Below are 23,167 nucleotides of genomic sequence, written 5' to 3'. Positions count from 1 at the left end.
CAGAGAAAAGGACGACCCATGCTCTACGCGATCCTCTGCTATGCCTCTGAAGACGTCGTCTGCTCCTGGAGCAAGGAGCAGGACGATGCCGTCATGGAAAAACTTATCGGCGTACAAGAGAAATATGCCAACGCCGGGCGGCTTGGCCCCGTGGCGCGGCTTTTGCCGACGACGGCGGCGACAACGCTGCGAAAGGTCAAGGGCGAATCGATCGTCATCGACGGCCCGTTTGCCGAAACCAAGGAACAGTTCCTCGGCTTCTACACGCTCGAATGCGCCGACCTCGACGAGGCCGTCGACTTCGCGCGCGAGCTTTCCGAGGTCAACCCGAGCGGCGGCTCCTACGAGATCCGGCCGGTCTCGCTCTTCAATCCCGCCAAGGTTTCCGCATGACCGAACTTGCCTGGATCAGCACGGCAATCAGCACCGCTCGCCCGCAGGCGATGGGAGCATTGCTGCGCTACTTCCGCGACCTCGACGCGGCGGAGGAAGCATTCCAGGACGCCTGCCTGAGGGCCCTGAACAACTGGCCGAAAAATGGCCCGCCGCGCGATCCGGCAGCCTGGCTGATCTTCGTCGGCCGCAACAGCGGCATCGATGCGGTGCGCAAGCGCGCCAAGCAGGCGCCGCTGCCGGAGGAGGACCAGATCTCCGATCTCGACGATGCCGAGAGCGACATCGCCGAGCGGCTGGACGGTGCGCATTACCGCGACGATATTTTGCGGCTGCTGTTCATCTGCTGCCATCCCGACCTGCCGGCCACCCAGCAGATCGCGGTGGCGTTGCGCATCGTCTCCGGCCTGACGGTCAAGCAGATCGCCCGCGCCTTCCTCGTCGGGGAAAGCGCCATGGAGCAGCGTATCACGCGCGCCAAGGCGCGTATCGCCGATGCCGGGGTGCCGTTCGAGACGCCGGGAGCGGTCGAGCGCTCCGAACGGCTCGCCGCCGTCGCCGCCATGGTCTACCTGATCTTCAACGAAGGCTATTCCAGCAACAGCGGCGAGGCGTCGGCGCGTGCGCCGCTTTGCGAAGAGGCGATCCGGCTGGCCCGGCTGCTGCTCAGGCTATTCCAGACCGAGCCGGAGATCATGGGGCTGACGGCGCTGTTGCTGCTGCAGCATGCACGCGCGCCGGCCCGCTTCGACGAGAACGGCGAGATCGTGCTGCTCGAAGACCAGGACCGCAGCCTGTGGAGCCGCAAAATGATCGATGAAGGCCTGGCGCTGGTCGATAAGGCGTTGCGCCATCGCAAGCCCGGTCCCTACCAGGTGCAAGCGGCGATCGCCGCGCTGCATGCACGGGCGGAAAAGCCCGAGGATACGGACTGGAACGAGATCGACCTGCTCTACGGGCTGCTCGAGCAGATGCAGCCGTCGCCGGTGGTGACGCTCAACCGCGCCGTCGCCGTCTCCAAGGTGCGTGGACCGGAAGCCGCACTCGCCATGATCGAGCCGCTGGAGCAAAGGCTTTCCGGTTATTTCCACTTCTTCGGCCTCAAGGGCGGCCTGCTGATGCAGCTTGGCCGCGGCGACGAGGCGCGTGTCGCTTTCGACCGCGCCATCGCGCTTGCCAACACGGCAGCCGAGGCGGCGCATATCCGCATGCATATCGACCGGCTGATGAAAGAAGGCGCCAAGCAAAGGGCGCATTGATCCGACGCCTCCGCCTGGTTCAACGGTCTGACCTTTGCTTAGACCATGCCGGGGTGGCGATTTTTCCCTGAAACGAGTAATGCCACGCCATGACAGTGCCTGATGTGCCGACCAGCACAGAGACGGCGTGGCACAAGGCTTTGACCGACGCCATATGAGCGGCGGGATCTGAAAGGGATGAAAATGACGATTGCGAAGGAAACGGCCGGGCTTCTGGCGAAACTGGGTGTTGCCGAGGGCGCGCTTACAGGCGGCGATCTCATCGTGCGTAGCCCGGTGACCGGCGAGCAGATCGCCGCGCTGAAAACCATCTCGCCGGCCGACGCGGCAACGACCATCGACAATGCCCATAAAGCTTTCCTGGCGTGGCGGCAGGTACCAGCTCCCAAGCGCGGCGAACTGGTGCGGCTGCTCGGCGAGGAATTGCGCACACACAAGGCCGAGCTTGGCCGGTTGGTCTCGATCGAAGTCGGCAAGATTCCATCCGAGGGTCTTGGCGAAGTGCAGGAGATGATCGACATCTGCGATTTCGCCGTCGGTCTCTCCCGGCAATTGTACGGCCTGACCATCGCCACCGAGCGCCCCGGCCACCGCATGATGGAGACCTGGCATCCGCTCGGCGTCGTCGGCGTCATTTCGGCCTTCAATTTCCCGGTGGCGGTCTGGTCGTGGAATGCAGCGCTGGCGCTGGTCTGCGGCGACGCGGTGGTGTGGAAGCCGTCCGAGAAGACACCGCTGACGGCGCTCGCCTGCGAAGCGATCTTCAAGCGCGCGGCAAACCGTTTCGGCGATGCGCCGGAAGGGCTGGCGCCCGTGCTGATCGGCGATCGCGCCGTCGGCGAGATCCTGGTCGACCATCCGAAGGTGCCGTTGGTCTCCGCCACCGGTTCGACGCGCATGGGCAGGGATGTCGGCCCACGGCTGGCCAAGCGCTTTGCCCGTGCCGTGCTTGAGCTCGGCGGCAACAACGCCGGCATCGTCTGCCCGACGGCCGATCTCGACATGGCGCTGCGCGCCATCGCCTTCGGCGCCATGGGCACGGCCGGCCAGCGCTGCACGACGCTCAGGCGCCTGTTCGTGCATGAAAGCGTCTATGATCACCTCGTTCCGCGCCTGAAGAAGGCCTATGAAAGCGTCTCGGTCGGCAATCCGCTGGAGACAAGCGCTCTCGTCGGCCCGCTGATCGACAAGGCTGCCTACGAGAACATGCAGAAGGCGTTGGAGGACGCGGCTTCGCATGGCGGTAAGATAACCGGCGGAATGCGGGTCGAGAACGGCCATGCGGAGGCCTACTATGTGCGTCCGGCGCTGGTCGAAATGCCGCGCCAAGTTTCGCCGGTGACGGAGGAGACCTTCGCGCCGATCCTCTATGTGATGAAATATTCGGATTTCGACGCCGTGCTCTATGAGCACAATGCGGTCGGCGCGGGGCTTTCCTCGTCCATCTTCACCCGCGACCTGCAGGAATCCGAGCGTTTCCTCGGCGTCGACGGTTCGGACTGCGGCATTGCCAACGTCAATATCGGCACTTCGGGGGCCGAGATCGGCGGCGCCTTCGGTGGCGAGAAGGAAACCGGCGGCGGCCGCGAGTCGGGCTCGGATGCCTGGAAGGCCTATATGCGCCGCGCTACCAATACGGTGAACTACTCCAAGGCGCTGCCGCTTGCGCAGGGCGTGTCGTTCGACATCGATTGAAATGCCAGACCGTCGTGGTGGCGGCGCCAAAGCCGCCACGACGGCGTTTGGCTCGCCGTTCAGCTGGCTTCGGAAGTTACAACACAATTGTCGAAGGCTGCATCGATGATGGCGAGCTTGACCGCCTGGGCAGTCATGTATTCCTGATAGAACTCGCTCGAAACCCACATGACCGAGTGACCCCGCTGGCCCAACCAGCCAATGCTGCCGAGTTCCTCGGCATCGCGCAATTTGCGTGACAGGTGGGTCCGGGAAAGCTTGAGCCAGTTCGCGAAATCTCCGATTGAGACGACACCGGTCGGAATTCGGTCCAGGTCGGCATGATCGGGATCGACGCCAGACATCAGCCAATCCATGACGATGCCGCCATTGTCGAGCCAGGTGAACAAGGAAAAGGTCTGTCTCGGCTCCCGCACGGCATGCGACGAAAGCAGGCCGTCGGCCACCAGCGGCTGCAGTTTGGCGAGCAGGTCCGGTTGTGCGACGAATGCAGCCAGTCGAAATCCATTGTCCAGGCTGTCCAGCGTTTTCAGATGCGCCATGACCCAGCCGGCAACCGTCTCCAGAGTGCCCGCGGTCGGCTCAAAGGGGCGGATGCGCCCGTATTTGATCGGCAGATGCCGAATGAAACCGTAATGCAGCATCTCCTTCAGGAAGGCGTCGGCGGTGTTGCGGCTGGCCACCGAATGCCGGCAGATGTCGTCCATGAACCGTGCAGACGTAAGTCCCTTGCGATGATCGTCCGGCTCTCGATTGAAATACAAGCCAAGGCCGATATGGGCCATCAGCCAACGCTGTTGCGCGGCGAATACGGAGGCCAGCCGCGGGTTCGCTTCATAGGTTTGGAGAAGCGTCCGCGACTGAGCCTGGACGTGGCGACGCAGTGCCGGATGGCGGGCAATGTCTTCAGAAACCAGCGCCATCCCCGCCGAGCCCAACCAAGTTTGCAACTGGAAATACCGATCACAATTTCAGCCTTCGCGGGTCGTGTCCAGCGCCGGCGCATCAGGATAAGAGCTGAATCCTGCCGGCTAGTGGCTGAATTCCGCGACTTGATCGCCGAGGCCCCTGATCTCGCGGCAGAAGGCTAGCCTGCTTGAACCCACCAATGATGGCTTCGCCTGTCCAGCACGTGCTCCCGCCGATGGCGACACGGAACCAACACAAGTTTTGCTCGTTGAAGAACGCTGATTGGACTGAGACAGTGAGGAACTACAAAATGGAGAATGGCCTTTTCGCCACGCCGCCTGCAGCGTTCCGGAAAACAGAGTCGGTTTGGCTACGGGCGCTCAAGTGGCTGTTACGCCGGGTGCGCAGCGCCTCCGACAGCTCGGGAACCATGTTGAAACCAATCCTTTCCGGACCCGAGAATGATAGCGGGCCCACTACGCCTCGACGCGCTTGAGGCCGAAGCGCGCTGCGATCTTGACGCCAAAAATAACCGCTCACATGTCTCTTTATGGCTGCCGCCGCGGCCGAGAGCCATGACCGCTTTGAAGGCCCGCCACCGCGGCGTGTTCGCCTGATGCAGCAGGCGAGAGCGGCGGTGGCACGCAGCGGCGGGAACCATCGGGCATGCTTGGCTATTAGATACAGGCGGCTGCTGGTCTGCCGGGCCAGGAGCCATTTGCTATGATCATCAATCCCCCACCGGAAAGCGCCATCCCGGCGTCCGTTCCGTCGGTCGATCCAAAAGCCGCCCCGACGCCTCGCAATGCCGAAGCGGAGGTCTTTTATATCGAAGCGATCCGCGAGCTTGTCGCGACGGGCATCCCCTTTCTCGTCGCCGGCACCTATGCCGTAAGCGCCTATACCGGGATCATCCGCCCGACCAAGGATCTCGACATTTTCTGCAAGGCCGGCGACTGCCCGCGCATCCTCGCCCATTTCAAGCAGATCGGCTATGCGGTCGTGGTCGAGGACGACCGGTGGCTCGGCAAGGTGTTCAGGGGCACGCATTTTTTCGACGTCATCTTCACCTCGATGAACGGCACAATGCCTGTCGACGACCAGTGGCTGGAGCATGCTCGCCAGGCCGAATTGCTGGGCAGCCACGTGCGGATCATCGGCCCAACCGAGCTTATCTGGTCCAAATGCTTCATCCAGGACCGCGGCCGGCATGATGGCGCCGACGTCGCGCACACCATCCTCAAGGCGCACGACCAGATCGACTGGCAAAGGCTGCTTTCCTACATGGAAGTTCATTGGGAAGTCTTGCTGATGCATCTCTTGAACTTCAGATGGATCTATCCGACGGAGCGAGACCGTGTGCCCGCGTGGCTGCTCGACGAGTTGCTCGACCGGCTGGCCAAGCAGCGCGAATTGCCGCCTTCCCGGATGCGGATCTGCCGCGGGCGCATGCTTTCACGAACCGACTATGAGATCGACGTCAAGCAATGGGGCTTTGCCGACGTCGGCGGTGAAGGAGAATATAGCGATGGCTGACGAGCTCGAATCTGCTTCGGCAAAGGCCGAAAACGGCGGCACACTCAAGGTCGCCGCCATCGGCGATCTGCATGTCGGCAAGGAGGACCAGGCGTCGTACCGCGATCTTTTCGGCGAGATGTCGCGCGAAGCCCAGGTTCTCGTGCTGACCGGCGACCTTACCAATCTCGGCAAGCCTCGGGAGGCCGAAATCCTTGCCGAGGAACTGCGTGCCTGCACGATCCCGGTCGTCGCCGTACTTGGCAACCACGACTATGAGTCAGGCGCCGTCGAGCAGGTCACCGACATTTTGCGTCAGGCGGGCGTTCATCTCCTCGACGGCGAGGCGACGGAGATTCACGAGGTCGGGTTCGTTGGGGTCAAGGGTTTCGTTGGCGGTTTTGGATCGCGCATGCTCGGCTCCTTTGGCGAACCGGCGATCAAGTCGATGGTGGCGGAAAGCGTGAACGAAGCGATGCGGCTTGAAAACGCGATGCGGCAGGTCCGCGCCAAACGCACGCTTGTCGTTCTGCACTACGCGCCTGTCGTCGAGACGGTCGAAGGCGAGCCGCTGGAGATTTTCCCGTTTCTCGGTTCGTCACGCCTGGCCGAGACAATAGACCGGTTCCAGGTCAGCGCAGTGGTGCATGGCCATGCGCATCGTGGCGTCTATGAGGGCCGTACGCCGGGCGGAGCGTCGGTCTATAACGTTGCCATGCATGTCGCCAAGCCGACCGGCCGCCCCTACGCCATGCTCGAAATCTGACAGGCGGCGCCGCTGGCGCAAGCAATCGCCAGACAGGCTGCAGAACGATCACGGCAACTGCCGGCTGAAAGACATCCGCTTCGGCGGAATATCGTTTTCATCCGGATTGGGAATGGGGTCCTCGTCGGGGAGCCTGTCGGGGTCCGGCTCACGCACGGGCTTGGGATCGGGGATGGGAGGCGGTGGTACCGGGGTCGGTGTTGGCTCGGGTGTGGGAATAGTGGCCATCGTGATCATCTCCTCTTGGCGCAGAACAACGCAATGGGTCAGCTGGTTCCCGGCTTCCTCGTTTTTGGAACCACACCGTCGCGCCTGCGGGTCAGCCCATCTCCGGATTCTCGTGTCTGCTGCCCGACTTGCCTGACCGCAGCAGCAGGGCAAGCGGAACGAGCAGGGCGGTTGCCACCGCGCAATAGCGGAAGACATCGACGTAGGCGAGCAGCGTGGCCTGGCGGGCGATCAACTGGCCGAGCCAGCCGATCGCCTGCTGCTTCGCCTCGACCAGCGGCGAACCCTGGGCGACGAAATGCTCGGTCGCCTGCCGAAGCACCTGCTGATAGGCGGGCGACGATTGCACGGTGTGGCCAACCAGATTCGATTGATGGATCTGGGAGCTTTGCGCAATGACGGTGTTGGACAGCGAGACGCCGATGCTGCCGCCGATATTGCGTGCAACGTTGATCAGCGCCGATGCCTGGTTGGTCTGTTGCGGGGGCAGGCCGACATAGGCCGCGGTCGAGATGGGAATGAACAGGAACGGCAGCCCGACCATCAGGAAGACACGGGCAAAGGCAAAGAAGCGGAAGCTGGCGTCCGGGGTAAGCGAGGTCATGTGCCAAAGCGCGACTGCGACCACCGACATGCCCACCATGATCAGGTATTTGGGCTGCACGATGCTGCCTACAAATCCGGACACCGGCATCAAGATCAGCATGGCGATGCCGCCCGGCATCATCGAAAGGCCCGACAGCGTCGCGGTGTAGGCAAATGTCGTCTGCTGCAGCTGCGGCACGATCTGGGTGGTGCTGAACAGGATAGCACCGACCGCCATCATAACCAGGAAGGCCGTGCCGAACTGGCGCGTGAACAATAGGCGCATGTCGACGACCGGATCGCTGCGACTGATTTCCCATGGGATAAGCAGCAGGAACGCGATCGCGGAAATCACTGCGAAAGTCGTAATGAAATTCGAGGCGAACCAATCGTAGCGCTGGCCTCGGTCGAGGAAGATCTCGAGGCACCCCAGTGCGGTAGCCACCAGGATGAATCCGACCCCGTCGATCTTCAGGCCGCCTTTCAGCCGTTCCTTGCGTTCGCGTTCGAGTACGTCCGGTTCGACCAACAGCCATTGCACCAGTGCCAGCGACAGGATGCCGAACGGCACGTTGATGAAGAAGATCCAGTGCCAGGAGAAATGGTCCGTCAGCCAGCCGCCGATCGTCGGCCCGACCGTTGGTGCGACGATGACGGCAATGCCGTAAAGCGCGAAGGCTTGCGAGCGCTTTTCCGGCGGAAAGGTATCGGCAAGGATCGATTGCTCGCTTGGCGCCATGCCGCCGCCGCCGAGGCCCTGAAGGATCCTGAACAGGATGAGCAGTTCCAGGTTGGGCGCCAGTCCGCACAGCAGCGACGCGACGGTGAAGGTCGCCACGCAGAGCATGTAGTAGCGCTTGCGGCCGATGACGCTTGCCAGCCAGCCGCTGACCGGGATGATCACCGAGTTGGCCACAAGATAGGTGGTAATGACCCAGGTGCTTTCGTCCATTCCGGCCGCCAGGCTGCCGGCGATGTTGCGCAGGGCGACATTGGCGATCGAGGTGTCCAGCACCAGCATGAACGTGGCGATGGAAACGACAATGGCGATGAGCCAGGGATTGTGCGTCCCGGCGGCGGATCGGCTTTCGCCCTGATTTCTGGCTGCTTCGCCGTTCATCGCACCTTGACCGTCGGCACCACCGACAGCCCTGGGCCGAGAAGCACATCCGGCGGCTTGTCGAAGACGATCTTGACCGGCACGCGCTGCACCACCTTGACGTAGTTGCCGGTGGCATTTTCAGCCGGCAGGAGGCTGAAGGCGGTGCCGCTGCCGGCCTGGATGCTGTCGACGCGGCCATGGAAGGACTTGTCCGGGTACGCGTCGATATCGAAGTCGACCGGTTGTCCCTGCCGCATCAGGTCGAGCTGCGTCTCCTTGAAATTGGCCTTCACCCAGACCTCGTCGGGAACGAACATCATCAATACCTGGCCGGGTTGGGCGTAGGTTCCGTCAGCGGCCGAAATGCTCGTTGCCCGCCCGGCTGCGGGTGCTGTGATGGTCGTGCGCGACAGCGTCGTGCGGGCTTGCTCCTGGCTGGCCTTGGCCTGTTCGAGCTGCGCCTCGGCGCTCCTGGCCTGTGCCTGCAAGACCGAAACCTGGCTTTTTGCCGAGGCGACATTGGCCTCGGCGCTGTCCAGCGCGGCCTGATCCTGACGCAGCGTCGATGCCGCTTGCTGCGCCTGCTGCTGCGTTGCCGTGCCCCTGGCCAGGAGTTCGCGATTGCGTTGATCCTCAGCCTTGGCGAAATCCAGCGCTGCCTTGGCCTGTGCAACCTGCCTCTGGGCAGCGTTCACCTTTGCGTTTTGAGCCTCGATCTGAGCGTTGACATTGACGATTTCGGCTTCGGCCGCGGCGACGCCGGCATCGGCCTGCTTCAGATGTGCCTGATAGTCGCTGTCGTCGATGCGCAGGAGGACATCACCTGCCTGCACGTGCTGATTGTCGCTAACCGCCAGCTCGGTAATGCGGCCGGCGATTTGGGCGCCGATCGTCACCGTGCGGGCGTCGATGAAGGCGTCGTCGGTCGATTCGTACTGGCGAGCGTTCAGCCACCAGATCACGACGCCTGCCGCGACGAGCAACAGCGCAAGCGCAACCGCCGCCGTCGCATAGGGATGGCGCCTGGGAAAGCCGAGCAGACCGGCCTTTCGTTGCGAGGCATCCCCGTCGGGCTTTTCCTGCCGCGGCTCTGCCGATCGCTCACGAGATTCTCGAACCCGGGCCGGTTGCTCCCGAGTTTCATTTACAGGCTCGACGTCTTGTTCGACGCTTTGCGGCTTCGTGTCCAACGGAATGGCTTTCAAGACTGATATTGCAGCCGCCGGAGCGGACGCAAAGCCAAACCGCGAACTTCCGCAAAAGTTCCTGCCCGGAATGGGTTCGGTTAACGGGGCGACGTCGAACCCACCGAGCGGCGCCGGCGCGTTGAACTCGAGCGCCGCTTCACCGGGCAGATGATCCGTACGCCTGATGTTGCGGCGGTCTGGCCTTGTCAGCGCTCCACGGCGCGATAATTGCTCATATAGGCGTGGGCGAATTCACCTGTCGACAGGAGCCGACCATGAAACATCAAACACTCGACCAACTGCATGCCGTCGCGGAAGTTGAGTCCTTCGCGGCGTATCCGGCGATGACCCGAAACCAGCGGATTGAGCGTTGGGCAGAACTTCTCGAGCAAAACCCGACGCGATGCCTTGGGGCGCTTCCAGGCACCGAATATATGAACAGGGAAGCGCGCGACAGATCGCGTGGCGCTGGGACGCCGCTCACTGTCGCTTTCGAGGATCCGGTTCTGCGTGCCATGGGCTTGAACGACGATACCTATGGTGAGGCAAAGCGCTTCTTCGAACTGAGCGACCGGCAGTTGCACCAAATCGTTTGCCATTGCCACGTTGGCGCCACGATGCAAGCGCGATGGGCCGCTGCCAGGGTGCGCGGGATAGTTCGCGGCAACAGATTTGTTGCCTGGATGAAGGGCTTGATCGTGCATTGACGCGATACGAGGAACGGCGGAACACGCGTTCTTTCCGCGCTGCGGGGAGCGCTTCCGAACTTGGAAGGACTCGTGCCCCGTCAGGCCGCGCAGATTGTGAAACTCCTTGACGCTTGGCTGCGCCTTGTCGCGGCCATGCGTCCGTCTTTGATGTGAGAATTTGAGTTGGCCCGCCGCAATTGAGAGCCCTCGTCCGACGGGCGTTCGAGCGCCGTCCAGGCAGGTGAGATCTGGCTAAGGACGAACAATCCCGCGATCGTGGAAGATCCTTCGACCTGGTGAGCGGTCGATCTCTCCAAACACCCTTCGATCCGCTCTAGCGATCGATCTCTCCAAACACCCTTCGATCCGCCCTAGCGGTCGATCTCTCCAAACACAATGTCGAGCGAGCCGATGATCGCGGCAACATCGGCGATCATATGGCCTCGGGACAGGAAATCCATCGCCTGCAGGTGGGCGAAGGAAGGTGCGCGGATCTTGCATCGGTAGGGAATGTTGCCTCCGTCCGATACGAGGTAGACGCCGAACTCGCCCTTCGGCGCCTCGACGGCGGCATAGACTTCACCGCGCGGCACGCGAATGCCTTCTGTATAAAGTTTGAAGTGGTGGATCGTCGCTTCCATCGAGCGCTTCATCGTGGCACGCGGCGGCGGCGTGATCTTGCGGTTCGGGATCGCGACCGGCCCCTGGCCTTCGGGTGAGCGCAACTTTTCCAGACATTGCCGCATGATCCGGACCGACTGGCGCATTTCCTCCATGCGTACGAGATAGCGGTCGTAGCAGTCGCCATGCTTGCCGACCGGGATATCGAAATCCATCTCCGGATAGCATTCGTATGGCTGCGCCTTGCGCAGATCCCAGGAGGCGCCCGATCCGCGCACCATCACGCCGGAGAAGGCCCAGGCCCAGGCATCGTCAAGGCCGATCACGCCGACATCGACATTGCGCTGCTTGAAAATGCGGTTTTCGGTCAACAGCCCTTCGAGATTGTCGCAGACCTTGAGAAACGGATCGCAGAAATTCCAGATGTCGTCGAGGAGCTCCGGCGGCAGATCCTGATGCACGCCGCCGACCCTGAAATAATTCGCGTGCATGCGGGCGCCGGACGCGCGCTCGTAAAAGACCATCAGCTTCTCGCGTTCGGCGAAACCCCAGAGCGGCGGCGTCAGCGCGCCGATGTCCATGGCTTGGGTGGTGACGTTGAGGAGGTGCGACAGAAGCCGGCCTATTTCGCAGAAAAGCACGCGAATGAGTTGCCCACGCTTCGGAACCGATATTTCAAGGAGCTTCTCGGCGGCGAGACAGAATGCGTGCTCCTGGTTCATCGGCGCGACGTAGTCGAGCCGGTCGAAATAGGGCAGGGCCTGCAGGTAGTTCTTGTACTCGATGAGCTTTTCGGTGCCGCGATGCAGCAGGCCGATGTGGGGATCGGCGCGTTCCACGATCTCGCCGTCGAGTTCGAGCACCAGCCGCAGGACGCCGTGAGCGGAGGGATGTTGTGGCCCGAAATTGATGGTGAAGTTGCGAACTGCAGCCTCGGCCATGACAGTCCTCCGCGATCCAGGCGGGCTTCGGTTCCATGCCGGAACCGGCTTGTCCGCTTTCAGCCGCTCACGTCGTCGTCTGGATGATCAGCGTCAGCGTGCCGTCGCCGTCGATATTGGCGGCCACGACCTGCGTGGAATTAAGCCCGTTCGCCGCCAGTGCCGATGCCGCCTGCGGCGATGCGTCGATCGAACTTTGCAGGATACGCAAATCCTCGGCGCTGGTCTGGGTGACGACGGCCTCCGCCTGTGCCTTGATGTCAGGAGGCAGATCCTCCATCGCCACGATTGTCACTGCGGTGAAATTCTGGGCGGAGAAGGCTTGGTCAGGTGTAGCCTGGTCGGGAGTGGCCCCTTCGGGCGTGGCTTGCTCAGGCAGGGTTTGCGGGGCCGTCGGCGGGACAGGGGCAAGCTCTGGTCCCACGGATTGCGCATAGACCGGCGAGGCAAGAGCCAGTGCCGAGAGTGTGGCAATTGTCGTCGATAGCCGCATGGCCTTTCCTTCCGTTTTGCTCAGGGACGATCAATTCGGTGACGACACAACCCTCGTGTCGAAATATGGTTCCGTCACGGAGGTTGCAGTCTTGCCGAAGCCGTGATTGTCGCGGAAGCGAGCGCGAAATCCGGCGTTGCCTGTCTCAGCCAGCGGTGTGGCTGCGATGGGGCTGCGGCCAGCGCTGCAATGCTTCACGGCCCTGAGTGGTCAGTTCGTAGATCCCGCGATCGGTGCGCGCGAACCAGCGATACACGTTGTGCAGCAGGATTTTGGGCGCGTTCGGCAGGTTGGGCTTCAAGTCACGCGGCCGCTTTGGGCCGTCCGCGAGTGCTGCGGCGCATGCCAGGGCCTGCTGGCGATAGGCGGTCATGATCGGCGCACGCGAGCCGCCGCCGGCGACAGGATCGCCCTGCCGACGCCGATGTTCGTCGATTAGTTTCGAGCGGCGCCGGGAATCCCTACGCGGAGCCAATGCCGTCGGGCTGAGCAGCACCTGAACCTCGCCGTTCGTCCGCACGCCAAGCAGGCCAAAGCCGAGGCGACGGCAGAGATTGCGATACCTCACATCGCTCTCACGGCCTTTGCCACGGCCCGACATGCATGCTGCGAGCCAGACCTCGTCGCTCACCGCCATACGGTCGACGCCCTGAAGGACCAGCTCGAGATTGAACTTCAGCTTTAGCTCGCAGATGACGACGATCGGTGGAGAGTCGGCACTCAGCGCCAGCAGATCGCAGCCGCCGATCTCGCCCTTGACCATGAATCCCAGGCCTTCGAGGAAGGTCTTGACCGGGCTGTAGAGTGAAGTCTCGAGCATGGGCCTTTGTTCGCTGCGAATCATCCCGCCCGATTGGCAGTTCAGCGCGATGATCGCTCATTGCCATTGAACAGGAGGTAAACGACGGCCAAACCCAAGCGATTGCTGCGGCTCGCCGGTGGCGCAGAGCCGTGCCACGGCCGCTTGCCAATTTGGTATGCTGGTATAATATGTACCTGAGGTAGCATTGCCCCGCATAGCTGCGCTGTGCTGGACATCCGAGCGCCCGGGACATCGTCCAGGCATCGTCATTTGAGCGGCGGCTCCCCGCCTTTTCTAATCCGCCAGCCGGCGGCAATGTGCATACAAGTCAATGGGATGACGATCGGCAGGGCGGTCGTTGGAAATCAGGAGTAACGGACAATGACAACGATTGCGCTGTTTGGTGCTGGCGGCAAAATGGGTTACCGCCTGTCGACCAATTTTCGCGGATCTCCCTATACGGTACGCCATGTCGAGGTCGGCGACGCCGGCCGCGAGCGGCTGAAGTCGGGCCTCGGCATCGATGCCGTCAGCGCCGATGAGGCGCTTGATGGCGCTGATGTGGTGATCCTGGCGGTGCCGGATACGCATATCGGCAAGGTCGCGGCGAGCATCGAGAGCAAGCTTCCATCAGGCACGATGGTCGTCGTGCTCGACGCCGCGGCACCTTTCGCCGGGCATTTGCCGCAGCGACCGGACCTGACCTATTTCGTCACCCACCCGTGCCACCCGCCGATCTTCAACGACGAGACCGACATGGCGGCCAAGAAGGACTATTTCGGCGGCGTCAAGGCCAAGCAGCACATGGTCAGCGCCTTGATGCAGGGACCGGAGGAAGATTTCGCCAAGGGTGAGGCGATCGCCAAGATCATCTGGGCCCCGGTCATGCGCTCGCATCGCGTCACTGTCGATCAAATGGCGCTGCTCGAGCCCGGCCTTTCGGAAACGGTATGCGCTTCGCTGCTCGTCGTCATGAAGGAGGCCGTCGACGAGGTGGTGGCGCGCGGGGTCGACAAGCAGGCGGCGCTCGACTTCCTGCTTGGCCATATGAACGTGCTTGGCGCCGTCATCTTCGGCGAGACCAAAGGCGTGTTCTCCGACGCCTGCAACAAGGCGATAGAGTTCGGCAAGCCGGTGCTGATGCGCGATGACTGGAAGCGGGTGTTCGAGCCGGAGGAGATTGCCGCGAGCATTCAGCGCATCACCTGAGGGCGCGACGCGTCTTCCGGAACATATCACCTGAAATTGTCATTGACTCATCATACCAGTTAGCTTAGCTGTTCGATGGCTCGGACCGTCAAGCTTCGCAGCAAGCTCAGGGCCTGGGACGAGTGGAGGATAGCGGGGAGACGATCGATCGAGGTGAAGCCGGCAAAGGGCTTGTGAACCTGACGCGAGCCGCGATCCGCGCTGGCTAACGAATTGAATGCATATAGCCTTGGGATCAAGGCACGGGTTTTCAACGGGAGGAATACATGAAACTGACACGCAGAATGACGCTTGCGGCTTTCGCCGGCATGCTGGCGCTTGGCACGGCCGCACCCGCCTATGCGGCGGATCTGATCGCCATCATCACGCCCTCGCATGACAATCCGTTCTTCAAGGCGGAAGCTGTCGGCGCAGAGGCCAAGGCCAAGGAACTCGGCTACGAGGCGCTGGTGCTCGTCCATGACGACGATGCCAACAAGCAGTCCGAACTTATCGACACGGCGATCGGCCGCGGCGCCAAGGCAATCATCCTCGATAATGCCGGCGCCGACGCCACCGTTGCCGCCGTGCAGAAGGCCAAGGACGCAGGTGTTCCTTCATTCCTGATCGATCGCGAGATCAATGCCACCGGCGTTGCCGTCGCGCAGATCGTCTCCAACAACTATCAGGGCGCCCAGCTCGGCGCGCAGGAATTCGTCAAGCTGATGGGCGAGAAGGGTAATTTCGTCGAGCTCGTCGGCAAGGAATCCGACACCAATGCCGGCATCCGCTCCAAGGGTTACCACGACGTCATCGACGACTATCCGGACCTGAAGATGGTGGCGCAGCAGTCGGCCAATTGGAGCCAGACCGAGGCCTATTCAAAGATGGAATCGATCCTCCAGGCCAATCCCGATATCAAGGGCGTGATCTCCGGCAACGACACGATGGCGATGGGCGCCTATGCGGCACTCGCGGCTGCCGGCCGCAAGGACGTCATCGTCGTCGGCTTCGACGGGTCGAACGACGTGCGCGACTCGATCACCTCCGGCGGCATCAAGGCGACGGTCCTGCAGCCGGCCTTCGCGCAGGCGCAGATGGCGGTCGAGCAGGCCAACGACTTCATCAAGAACAAGAAGTCTCCCGCCGAAGAAAAGCAGCTGATGGACTGCGTCCTGGTCAATGGCGACAATGCCGCCAAGCTCGAGACGTTCGCGCTCACCAACTGAGCCCGCGTAACATCAGGCAGCAAGGGACGAGCCTCCGGTTCGTCCCTTGCTTCCATTTCGCCCTTGCTTCCATTTCTCTGGGTGCTCCTCACCGCCATGCCGAACGAGCCGACATGTTCAACACGCTGACCCGGCCGATCTTTGTCGCGTTGTTCCTCGCAGCAATAGTCAGCCTGACCGCCTGCAAGATCTTGCCGACGCCGTCGGCGGAAAACGGCGGCACTGGCTCCGCGTTCAATCCCGACAAGATGGTCGAGGACATCTGGGCGGCGAAAGTGATACCCTATCTGCAGCAGAAGGCCGGGCCGTTTCCCGAGGTGCATGCCTTGGCCAAGGCCGATCCCGCCGCTGCCGGCGCCAAATACGGCAACCCGAAAAAGCAGGCGAATTCGCCGTGGACCTTCGCCGTTCGGCTCGAGGGCAAGGTCGTTGCAGCCAACACACAGTCACGTGCGGCGACGATGGATGTCGATGCCGACGGCGACGGCAAGGCCGATGCGCGGGTGCAGATCGGCCCCGCCATGCGTGGGACCGCCCTGCGCGACAGCCTCGACTTCATCCAGTTCAACGATTTCACCAATCAGATCGACTTCGCCCAGTTCGGCAAGTCGTTCAACGCCTATGCCGACAAGACCGTACTTTCCAAGCTGCCGCGCGAGACACTCGAGGGCCGCAGCGTCAAGATCCTCGGCGCCTATACGCCGGGCAGTGGCCAGGACCTGCCGCTGGTGACGCCGGAGGAGGCAGAGATCGGGCCGAAGCCATGAGCGGCGATCAAGATGTCATCCTGAAGCTGGAGGATGTCTCGAAGGTCTATTCCGGCACCGTCGCGGTCAAGCGCGCGAATTTCGAGGTGCGCAAGGGCGCGGTCAACGTGCTGGTCGGCGAAAACGGAGCCGGCAAATCGACGCTGATGAAGATCATCGCGGGCGTCGAGCAGCCGACACTCGGGCGCATTCTGCTGGACGGCGAGGAGGTTTCCTTCTCGTCATCCGGGGATGCGGTGAATCGCGGCATCGGCATGGTGTTCCAGGAGCTGAACCTGTTCGGCAATCTGACTGTCGCCGAAAATATTTTCGCCACCCGCGAGATCACCAACCGCTTCCGCAAGATCGACCGCAAAGAGCAGGAGCGCCGCGCGGCGGAGTTCCTTGAACGCCTGGAAGCCGGCATCCGGCCCGACATGCTGGTCGAGGATCTGCGCATCGGCCAGCAACAACTGGTCGAGATCGCCAAGGCGGTTTCGCTCGATGCGCGCATCCTGATCATGGATGAACCGACCTCGGCGCTCAGCGCGGCGGAAGTCGAGATCCTGTTCAAGGTGATTGCCGACCTCAAGGCGCGCGGCGTGGCAATCGTCTACATCTCGCATCGGCTCGAGGAACTGATCCGCATCGGCGACACCATCACCGTGCTGCGCGATGGGCGCATCACCGGCCAGGCGGAGATGAAAGACGTCGATACCCAGTGGATCGTGCGGCAGATGATCGGCTCCGACGCCAAGGACTTCGCCAAGGCCGACGGCCATGTTCCGGGCGAAGAGATATTCCGTGCCGAGGACATTTGCCTGCCGCGTGTCACCGGCGGGCTCGCGGTCGACCACGTCTCGCTGTCGCTGCGCGCCGGTGAAATCCTCGGCATCTACGGGCTGATGGGAGCCGGACGCAGCGAGCTGTTCGACTGCATCATGGGCCGTCACGGCCATTCGACCGGAACGATATTCATTGCCGGCAAAAAAGTGCACGAGCGGGACACGACGCGACGCATCCGCCGCGGCCTGGCGCTGATCCCCGAAGACCGCCAGCGCGAAGGGCTGGTGTCGACCCTCTCCGTCGCCAGCAATCTGACGCTGGCCAGCCTGTCGCGTTTCGTGCGCCTGTTCCACATTCGTGGTGCCGCCGAACGACAGGCGGTGGCCCAGACCGTGCGCGAATTGGCGATCAAGGTCGCCGATCCGGCGCAGGAAGTCTCGTCGCTATCGGGCGGCAACCAGCAGAAGGTGGTGATCGGCAAGGCGCTGCTCACCGGACCGAAGGTGCTGCTGATGGACGAGCCGAGCCGCGGCATCGACGTCGGCGCCAAGGCCGACGTGTTCCGCACCATGCGCAAGCTGTCGCGCGACGGCCTGGGGATCCTGTTTGCCACCTCGGATCTCGATGAGGTGATGGCGTTGTCAGACCGCATCGCGGTGATGAGCAATGGAAAATTGACTGGTACGTTCGACCGCGCCGAGGCGACAGAGGCCGCAATCGTCGCTGCCTCGGCGCTCGGCCACGGACCGGTCCCGCACGGAGAGCAAGGCGCATGACTGACATTCCAGCCAAGGCGGCGGTCACCTCCCTTTCGAGCGGCTCGGTCCTGCTGACGCTGATGAAGGCGAGGACGTTCATCGCGCTGATCGCCGTGCTGTTGTTCTTCTCGATAGCTGCCCCCAATTTCCTCTCGGCCGCCAATCTTATCCTGATGTCGAAGCACGTGGCGCTGAACGCATTCCTCGCAATGGGCATGACCTTTGTCATCATCACCGGCGGCATCGACCTGTCGGTCGGCTCGATCGTCGGCCTGTGCGGCATGGTGGCCGGCTATCTCGTGCTCAACGGCATCGACCTGCAGGTCGGCTATACCATCTATTTCAACGTCTTCGAGATCGCGCTGATCACGCTTGCCGTCGGCATATTGATCGGCGCCGTCAACGGCTTGCTGATCACCAGGCTTAACGTTGCGCCGTTCATCGCCACGCTCGGCGTGCTCTATGTCGCGCGCGGCCTGGCGCTGCTGTCGTCCGACGGGCGCACCTTCCCCAATCTCGTCGGCAAGCCGGAGCTTGGCACCACCGGATTCGGCTTTCTCGGCGCCGGCCGGTTGCTCGGCCTGCCCGTCGCGCTGTGGATTTTGCTCGTTGTTGCATTAGGGGCCGCCTATCTCGCCAAGTACACCCCGCTCGGCCGCCACATTTTCGCCGTTGGCGGCAACGAGCGGGCGGCGCGGATTTCGGGCGTCCGCGTCAACATGGTGAAGATGTTCGTCTACATGTTCTCCGGTTTCTGCGCGGCGATCGTCGGACTGATCATCTCGTCCGAACTGATGGCCTCGCATCCGGCGACCGGAGAGAGCTTCGAACTCAACGCCATTGCCGCGGCAGTGCTCGGCGGCACCTCGATGTCGGGCGGACGCGGCACCATTGGCGGCACCATTGTCGGCGCCTTCGTCATCGGCATTCTTTCGGACGGGCTGGTGATGATGGGGGTGAGCTCGTTCTGGCAGATGGTGATCAAGGGCCTCGTCATCATCGTCGCCGTCGTCGTCGACCAGGCACAGCGCCGGCTGCAGAGCCGGGTGACGCTGATGCAGATGGCAAAGGCCGGCTGACATGACGGAACTGCGGGGAGCGCTGATCGGCTGCGGCTTCTTCGCCGTCAACCAGATGCATGCCTGGCGCGACATAGAGGGTGCCTCGATCGCTGCCATCTGCGACCGCGATCCGGACCGGTTGAGGATCGTCGGCGACCAGTTCGGGGTCGCGCGGCGCTATACCGACGCGGCAGCACTGTTTGCCGGCGAAAGGTTGGATTTCGTCGACATCGCCACCACCGCGCCGAGCCACCGTCCCCTCGTCGAGATGGCGGCGCAGCACGGCGTCCCGGGAATCTGCCAAAAACCGTTCGCGCCGACGCTTGCCGACGCCAAGGCGATAGTGAAGGCATGCGCCGTCGCCGGTGTGCCGCTGATGGTGCACGAAAATTTTCGTTGGCAGTCGCCGATCCAGGCGGTGCGTACCGTGCTCGACAGCGGCGAAATCGGCACCCCCTTTTTCGGACGGATCTCGTTCCGCTCTGCCTATGACGTGTTTTCCGGCCAGCCCTATCTGGCGACGGGAAAGCGCTTCATTATCGAAGACCTCGGCATCCACATCCTCGACATCGCCCGCTTTCTGCTGGGCGACGTCTCGACGGTCACCGCGCGAACGGCGCGCATCAACCCTGGCATTGCCGGCGAGGACGTTGCGACGATGCTGATGGACCACACGAGCGGCGCCACTTCGGTGGTCGACTGCAGCTATGCGACCAAGCTCGCGACAGAACCGTTCCCCGAGACGCTGATCGAGATCGACGGCAGCGAGGGCACGATCCGGCTGGCGCAGGGCTACCGCCTCACCGTCACCGGCATGAGCGGGACGGCTGTCAGCGACGTCTCGCCACCGCTGCTGCCCTGGGCATCGCGGCCGTGGCACAACATCCAGGAAAGCGTCGTCGCCATTCAAAAGCATTGGGTCGATTGCTTGACCAACGTAACCGAGCCCGCGACCTCGGGCGCGGACAACCTCAAGACATTGGCGCTGGTCGAGGCGGCCTATGCCGGCGCCGCAAGCCGCGAACCGGTGCAACTCGACGCCTTGCTGAAATGACAGCCGACGCCTTCCTCCTCTACGGCACACGTGCAGTTGAAGTCGAACCGGTCAGGCTGCGCGCCGGCGCGCTGACGGCGGACTTCGTCAACGGCAATCTGCGCACCATTCGGCATGGCAGCACCGAAGTTCTGCGCGCCATCGCCTACATCGTCAGGGATCGCGACTGGGGCACTTACGAGCCGGCGCTCACCAACCTTGCCATCGAGCAAGATGCCGAGGCATTTTCGGTCAGCTATTCGGCAAGTTGCCAGGCACCGGACGGCAGCCGACTCGGCTTCGGTGCGACCATCAAGGGCTCCGCCGATGGCCAGTTGGTCTTCGACGTGAGCGCACTTCCCGACAGCGATTTCGAAACAAATCGCTGTGGTTTCTGCATCCTGCATCCGATCGCCGGCCTGGCCGGCCGCCCGGTCACGGTCGAGCATACCGATGGCAGCGTGGTCGCGACGCGGCTTCCAGAGCTGATCGATCCCTGGCAGCCGTTCAAGAATCTGCGGGCGATCACCCATGAGGTCCGGCCGGGCGTCAGCGCCGAATGCCGGATGCAAGGCGATACTTTCGAGATGGAGGACCAGCGCAACTGGTCAGATGCCTCCTACAAGACCTATGTCCGGCCGCTGGCGCTGCCATGGCCCTATGTGCTGCCTGCCGGCAAAACCTTCCGCCAAACCATCAGCTTGCGGATGGAGGGCCGCGGGAAAGTGCCGGCTGCCGCGGCAAGCGCCGAACCGATCCGTGTCACGCTCGGCCAAGCCGGACCGGTGTTGCCGGACGTTGGCGTGATCATCTACCCGGATGAGGTCGAGGCGGTGCTGGGCAAGCTGTCGGTGCTGTCCGAGCTTGGTCCGCAACAATTGATGTTCCACTATGACCCGACGCGCGGCCACGAGCTCGATGCCTTGCGATCCTACGCCCGGCTCGCCGCCGCCTATCCGGTCCGGACAACGCTCGAATGTGTCATTGCCGGCGACGGCGATCTCGACGCCGAGCTTTCAGGCGTCGCCGACAGGGTGCGCCAGGCCGGGCTCAAGCTTTCGGCCATTGCCGTCTCGCCCTCGGTCGACCGGCAGTCGACGCCACCGGGCAGCGCGTGGCCGCAATGCCTGGCGCTCGAAGACGTCTATGCCGCGGCGCGGCGTGCCTTTCCCGACATCCGCCTCGGCGGCGGCATGTTCAGCTATTTCACCGAACTCAACCGCAAGCGTGTGCCGGCCGACCCGCTCGATTTCGTCACGCATTGCACTTGCCCCATCGTGCATGCCGCCGACGATCTCAGCGTCATGCAATCGCTGGAGGCGCTGCCTTTCATCGCGGCGTCTGTACGGGCGATCTTCGGAACAAAACCTTATCGGATCGGGCCGTCGACCATTGCCATGCGCCAGAACCCTTATGGCGGCGCGACCAAGGCCAATCCCGACAGTCAGCGCATTGCCATGGCCGACCGCGACCCTCGCCATGCCGGACTGTTCGGGGCTGCGTGGACGATCGGCTATGCCGCACGCCTCGCCCCTGCCGGGCTCGAAATGCTCACGCTCTGCAGCTTCACCGGGCCATTCGGCGTGCTGGCCTCGTCGGACGAACCGGTCGAAGAAGGTACACGCCGGCCGATTTTCCACGCGGTGAAAGGACTTTGCGAACTGGCCGGCCATGCGCACATGGCGGCAGCAACGACCGATGAGACGCGGGTGCTCGGACTGGCCAGCCGCACCCAGACAGGCAAGATCATCGTCTGGCTGACGAACCTTACCCCTGACGACGTTTTAGTCGATGTTTCCGGGCTCGGCTCCGATCAGGGTTTTCTGAAGATCTGGGATGGACGAACGTCACGCCAGATTCAGCGCGACGCGTCGGGCCGAGACCGTCTTGTGATGACGCCTTACGCAATCGTCCGGATCGGCTGAAGTCATATGCCGGGGTTCATGAATCGCCGCAATTCCGCAACGGTTGCCCCTAGCCGCAGCATTTCCGCTGCCGGCTTGTCACCGGATTTGCTTTCGAAACTCGCCTGGCGCCATTCCAGTTGTCTTGGAAAAAAGACGGCTGAACGAGGCGACGTCCTGATATCCCACCCGATAGCAAATTTCTGAAACGCTCAGTTTCGTTTCCTCAAGCATGGATTTTGCCAACTCCAGCCGCCTTTCCTGAATCCATTTTCCCGGCGTTGTCTGGAACTCGTCGAAAAACCTGCGAGACAGGGTTCGCGAAGACATCGCCAATTCGGTTGCGAGAAATTTCAAATCGATTTCCGACATCTTGTCTTTCGAGAGCTCGCGCAGCTTGTTCTCGAATGGGCTGGCCTCGTTCGAAATTTCGTCAAGAGGAAATTCGTAGGGACTCTGGAATTTGCGCGGCGGAGGAAGAACCAGAAGTTTTCGAATGATCCGCTCTTCCTTCGAGAAGCCCAGATCGATCAGCAAAGCCCTGGCGAGTTCGAGTCCGGAAAATCCGCCGCCACATGTGTAAAGGCGGTCCTGGCGAATGAGCAGGCGGGAAGCGTCCCATCGCACTTGCGGAAACCGGCGGCTTGCCTCGTTCTTCAGCCACCAGGATATCGTTGCGCGCTTGCCGTCCAGCAATCCTGAATTGGCGAGCAGATAACATGCGCCGCAATGTGCTGCGATGATTGCCTCCTGCTGCTGAGCGAGCGCGATCAGCGGGTTTGAATGCTCACTCTCCTCGTCGAGCGAGCGCAGAAGCTCCGGAATCTCGACACCCGGCATCGCAATGAGAATCAGGACATCCATTTTTCGGGACGGCTGAGCCTTTGTCGGGAAGGAAATTCCGGTGCTTGATGTCGACGGCGCGCCCCTTGAAACGAACTCACATGAAAGAACCTGTGAACGGCAGACGTCATTCACAAGCTGAAACATTTCGACCAGCGTCGAGACAACGGCCGAATAGAAATTCGACGGCAGCCAGATCACAACGTGGAGGCTCCTGTCAGCCATTGCGGTTCTCCCGACGTCATTCCCGCCGAGTGGCACGTCTAGCACAGTCTTTGTCAAAATTGCCAATTCCAGAAAAAGGCCGGCGCCTCCAGGATGGCCGTATACGGGCTTGCTGACGACAGCGGCCGCGGAAATCCATGGCTGGAGAGATGCAAATGCGGAAATCGCTGAATGAAAACAACGCGGCACATACATCGGATTCAAACGGC

General features: G+C 62.4%; 20 protein-coding genes. 13 read left to right on the top strand and 7 right to left on the bottom strand.

Annotation, left to right across the window (positions count from 1 at the left end; genetic code table 11):
* The first annotated feature begins 18 nt into the window (after positions 1-18).
* From NKJ09_RS15485 to amaB, 3 genes are all read left to right on the top strand, one after another.
* On the top strand, positions 19-393 hold the full coding sequence (locus NKJ09_RS15485) for a YciI family protein (protein ID WP_023720249.1): 375 nt from the start codon (positions 19-21) through the stop codon (positions 391-393).
* Positions 390-1,652 carry an RNA polymerase sigma factor gene (locus NKJ09_RS15480; protein WP_352481990.1) on the top strand — a complete coding sequence of 421 codons (1,263 nt, stop codon included), beginning with the start codon at positions 390-392 and terminating at the stop codon, positions 1,650-1,652. The genes NKJ09_RS15485 and NKJ09_RS15480 overlap by 4 nt, the downstream gene beginning before the upstream one ends.
* A 183-nt stretch (positions 1,653-1,835) precedes the next feature.
* Complete coding sequence (gene amaB, locus NKJ09_RS15475) at positions 1,836-3,347, top strand: L-piperidine-6-carboxylate dehydrogenase (RefSeq protein ID WP_023720251.1); 1,512 nt, start codon at positions 1,836-1,838, stop codon at positions 3,345-3,347.
* Positions 3,348-3,406: 59 nt separating this feature from the next.
* On the opposite strand, the gene NKJ09_RS15470 is transcribed toward amaB, so the two are convergent.
* On the bottom strand, positions 3,407-4,270 hold the full coding sequence (locus NKJ09_RS15470; protein ID WP_352481991.1) for a hypothetical protein: 864 nt from the start codon (positions 4,268-4,270) through the stop codon (positions 3,407-3,409).
* Positions 4,271-4,979: 709 nt separating this feature from the next.
* Between NKJ09_RS15470 and NKJ09_RS15465 the strand changes: the two genes are divergently transcribed.
* Together NKJ09_RS15465 and NKJ09_RS15460 are read left to right on the top strand one after the other, a co-directional pair.
* A complete protein-coding gene (locus NKJ09_RS15465) occupies positions 4,980-5,792 on the top strand; it encodes a nucleotidyltransferase family protein (protein ID WP_023720252.1) in 813 nt (270 codons plus the stop codon).
* Positions 5,785-6,537, top strand: a complete 753-nt coding sequence (locus NKJ09_RS15460; protein WP_023720253.1) for a metallophosphoesterase family protein — start codon at positions 5,785-5,787, stop codon at positions 6,535-6,537. The genes NKJ09_RS15465 and NKJ09_RS15460 overlap by 8 nt, the downstream gene beginning before the upstream one ends.
* Positions 6,538-6,856: 319 nt before the next feature.
* Here NKJ09_RS15460 and NKJ09_RS15455 read toward each other — a convergent pair whose 3' ends face one another.
* Both NKJ09_RS15455 and NKJ09_RS15450 read right to left on the bottom strand, forming a co-directional pair.
* Positions 6,857-8,470 carry a DHA2 family efflux MFS transporter permease subunit gene (locus NKJ09_RS15455; protein ID WP_352494743.1) on the bottom strand — a complete coding sequence of 538 codons (1,614 nt, stop codon included), beginning with the start codon at positions 8,468-8,470 and terminating at the stop codon, positions 6,857-6,859.
* Positions 8,467-9,642, bottom strand: a complete 1,176-nt coding sequence (locus NKJ09_RS15450) for an HlyD family secretion protein (protein ID WP_352494744.1) — start codon at positions 9,640-9,642, stop codon at positions 8,467-8,469. The genes NKJ09_RS15455 and NKJ09_RS15450 overlap by 4 nt, the downstream gene beginning before the upstream one ends.
* Before the next feature lie 272 nt (positions 9,643-9,914).
* Here NKJ09_RS15450 and NKJ09_RS15445 point away from each other — a divergent pair, with 272 nt between their 5' ends.
* Complete coding sequence (locus NKJ09_RS15445; RefSeq protein ID WP_352465792.1) at positions 9,915-10,346, top strand: hypothetical protein; 432 nt, start codon at positions 9,915-9,917, stop codon at positions 10,344-10,346.
* A 353-nt stretch (positions 10,347-10,699) separates the two neighbouring features.
* On the opposite strand, the gene NKJ09_RS15440 is transcribed toward NKJ09_RS15445, so the two are convergent.
* The 3 genes from NKJ09_RS15440 to NKJ09_RS15430 form a co-directional block, all read right to left on the bottom strand.
* Positions 10,700-11,890 carry an NADH-quinone oxidoreductase subunit D gene (locus NKJ09_RS15440; protein WP_023720257.1) on the bottom strand — a complete coding sequence of 397 codons (1,191 nt, stop codon included), beginning with the start codon at positions 11,888-11,890 and terminating at the stop codon, positions 10,700-10,702.
* Between the two features lie 67 nt (positions 11,891-11,957).
* The gene (locus NKJ09_RS15435; protein ID WP_023720258.1) at positions 11,958-12,383 is read right to left on the bottom strand and encodes a hypothetical protein; all 426 of its coding nucleotides are present in this window, start codon (positions 12,381-12,383) and stop codon (positions 11,958-11,960) included.
* A gap of 145 nt (positions 12,384-12,528) precedes the next feature.
* Positions 12,529-13,203 carry a DUF2161 domain-containing phosphodiesterase gene (locus tag NKJ09_RS15430; protein ID WP_352494791.1) on the bottom strand — a complete coding sequence of 225 codons (675 nt, stop codon included), beginning with the start codon at positions 13,201-13,203 and terminating at the stop codon, positions 12,529-12,531.
* Positions 13,204-13,566: 363 nt separating this feature from the next.
* Between NKJ09_RS15430 and NKJ09_RS15425 the strand changes: the two genes are divergently transcribed.
* The 7 genes from NKJ09_RS15425 to apnL all read left to right on the top strand — a co-directional run bounded on the left by NKJ09_RS15425 (position 13,567) and on the right by apnL (position 21,911).
* Positions 13,567-14,394 (top strand): phosphogluconate dehydrogenase C-terminal domain-containing protein, encoded by an 828-nt coding sequence (locus NKJ09_RS15425; protein ID WP_023720261.1) that lies wholly within the window; start codon positions 13,567-13,569, stop codon positions 14,392-14,394.
* Positions 14,395-14,660: 266 nt separating this feature from the next.
* A complete protein-coding gene (locus NKJ09_RS15420; protein ID WP_023675475.1) occupies positions 14,661-15,602 on the top strand; it encodes a D-ribose ABC transporter substrate-binding protein in 942 nt (313 codons plus the stop codon).
* Between the two features lie 113 nt (positions 15,603-15,715).
* The gene (locus tag NKJ09_RS15415; protein ID WP_352494745.1) at positions 15,716-16,369 is read left to right on the top strand and encodes a DUF2291 family protein; all 654 of its coding nucleotides are present in this window, start codon (positions 15,716-15,718) and stop codon (positions 16,367-16,369) included.
* Positions 16,366-17,910, top strand: coding sequence for a sugar ABC transporter ATP-binding protein (locus tag NKJ09_RS15410; protein ID WP_352494746.1), 1,545 nt, complete (start codon positions 16,366-16,368; stop codon positions 17,908-17,910). Before NKJ09_RS15415 ends, NKJ09_RS15410 begins: the two co-directional genes overlap by 4 nt.
* Positions 17,907-18,971, top strand: a complete 1,065-nt coding sequence (locus NKJ09_RS15405) for an ABC transporter permease (RefSeq protein WP_023720264.1) — start codon at positions 17,907-17,909, stop codon at positions 18,969-18,971. Before NKJ09_RS15410 ends, NKJ09_RS15405 begins: the two co-directional genes overlap by 4 nt.
* Before the next feature lies 1 nt (position 18,972).
* Entirely contained in the window at positions 18,973-20,007 is a 1,035-nt protein-coding gene (locus NKJ09_RS15400) for a Gfo/Idh/MocA family protein (RefSeq protein ID WP_352494747.1), read from the top strand.
* The gene (apnL, locus tag NKJ09_RS15395) at positions 20,004-21,911 is read left to right on the top strand and encodes a D-apionate lactonase (protein WP_352494748.1); all 1,908 of its coding nucleotides are present in this window, start codon (positions 20,004-20,006) and stop codon (positions 21,909-21,911) included. Before NKJ09_RS15400 ends, apnL begins: the two co-directional genes overlap by 4 nt.
* A 78-nt stretch (positions 21,912-21,989) precedes the next feature.
* On the opposite strand, the gene NKJ09_RS15390 is transcribed toward apnL, so the two are convergent.
* Positions 21,990-22,958, bottom strand: coding sequence for a GlxA family transcriptional regulator (locus NKJ09_RS15390; RefSeq protein WP_352494749.1), 969 nt, complete (start codon positions 22,956-22,958; stop codon positions 21,990-21,992).
* Between the last annotated feature and the right edge of the window lie 209 nt (positions 22,959-23,167).

This window comes from Mesorhizobium sp. M0189, from assembly GCF_040322135.1.
GTDB lineage: Bacteria > Pseudomonadota > Alphaproteobacteria > Rhizobiales > Rhizobiaceae > Mesorhizobium.
This window is presented reverse-complemented; position numbering and strand designations above follow the sequence as displayed.

Coding starts and splice junctions, on each gene's coding strand:
- NKJ09_RS15485 (WP_023720249.1), top strand. CDS start 19: ATGCTCTACGCGATCCTCTGCTATGCCTCTGAAGACGTCGTCTGCTCC.
- NKJ09_RS15480 (WP_352481990.1), top strand. CDS start 390: ATGACCGAACTTGCCTGGATCAGCACGGCAATCAGCACCGCTCGCCCG.
- amaB (WP_023720251.1), top strand. CDS start 1,836: ATGACGATTGCGAAGGAAACGGCCGGGCTTCTGGCGAAACTGGGTGTT.
- NKJ09_RS15470 (WP_352481991.1), bottom strand. CDS start 4,270: ATGGCGCTGGTTTCTGAAGACATTGCCCGCCATCCGGCACTGCGTCGC.
- NKJ09_RS15465 (WP_023720252.1), top strand. CDS start 4,980: ATGATCATCAATCCCCCACCGGAAAGCGCCATCCCGGCGTCCGTTCCG.
- NKJ09_RS15460 (WP_023720253.1), top strand. CDS start 5,785: ATGGCTGACGAGCTCGAATCTGCTTCGGCAAAGGCCGAAAACGGCGGC.
- NKJ09_RS15455 (WP_352494743.1), bottom strand. CDS start 8,470: ATGAACGGCGAAGCAGCCAGAAATCAGGGCGAAAGCCGATCCGCCGCC.
- NKJ09_RS15445 (WP_352465792.1), top strand. CDS start 9,915: ATGAAACATCAAACACTCGACCAACTGCATGCCGTCGCGGAAGTTGAG.
- NKJ09_RS15440 (WP_023720257.1), bottom strand. CDS start 11,890: ATGGCCGAGGCTGCAGTTCGCAACTTCACCATCAATTTCGGGCCACAA.
- NKJ09_RS15435 (WP_023720258.1), bottom strand. CDS start 12,383: ATGCGGCTATCGACGACAATTGCCACACTCTCGGCACTGGCTCTTGCC.
- NKJ09_RS15430 (WP_352494791.1), bottom strand. CDS start 13,203: ATGCTCGAGACTTCACTCTACAGCCCGGTCAAGACCTTCCTCGAAGGC.
- NKJ09_RS15425 (WP_023720261.1), top strand. CDS start 13,567: ATGACAACGATTGCGCTGTTTGGTGCTGGCGGCAAAATGGGTTACCGC.
- NKJ09_RS15420 (WP_023675475.1), top strand. CDS start 14,661: ATGAAACTGACACGCAGAATGACGCTTGCGGCTTTCGCCGGCATGCTG.
- NKJ09_RS15415 (WP_352494745.1), top strand. CDS start 15,716: ATGTTCAACACGCTGACCCGGCCGATCTTTGTCGCGTTGTTCCTCGCA.
- NKJ09_RS15410 (WP_352494746.1), top strand. CDS start 16,366: ATGAGCGGCGATCAAGATGTCATCCTGAAGCTGGAGGATGTCTCGAAG.
- NKJ09_RS15405 (WP_023720264.1), top strand. CDS start 17,907: ATGACTGACATTCCAGCCAAGGCGGCGGTCACCTCCCTTTCGAGCGGC.
- NKJ09_RS15400 (WP_352494747.1), top strand. CDS start 18,973: ATGACGGAACTGCGGGGAGCGCTGATCGGCTGCGGCTTCTTCGCCGTC.
- apnL (WP_352494748.1), top strand. CDS start 20,004: ATGACAGCCGACGCCTTCCTCCTCTACGGCACACGTGCAGTTGAAGTC.
- NKJ09_RS15390 (WP_352494749.1), bottom strand. CDS start 22,958: ATGGCTGACAGGAGCCTCCACGTTGTGATCTGGCTGCCGTCGAATTTC.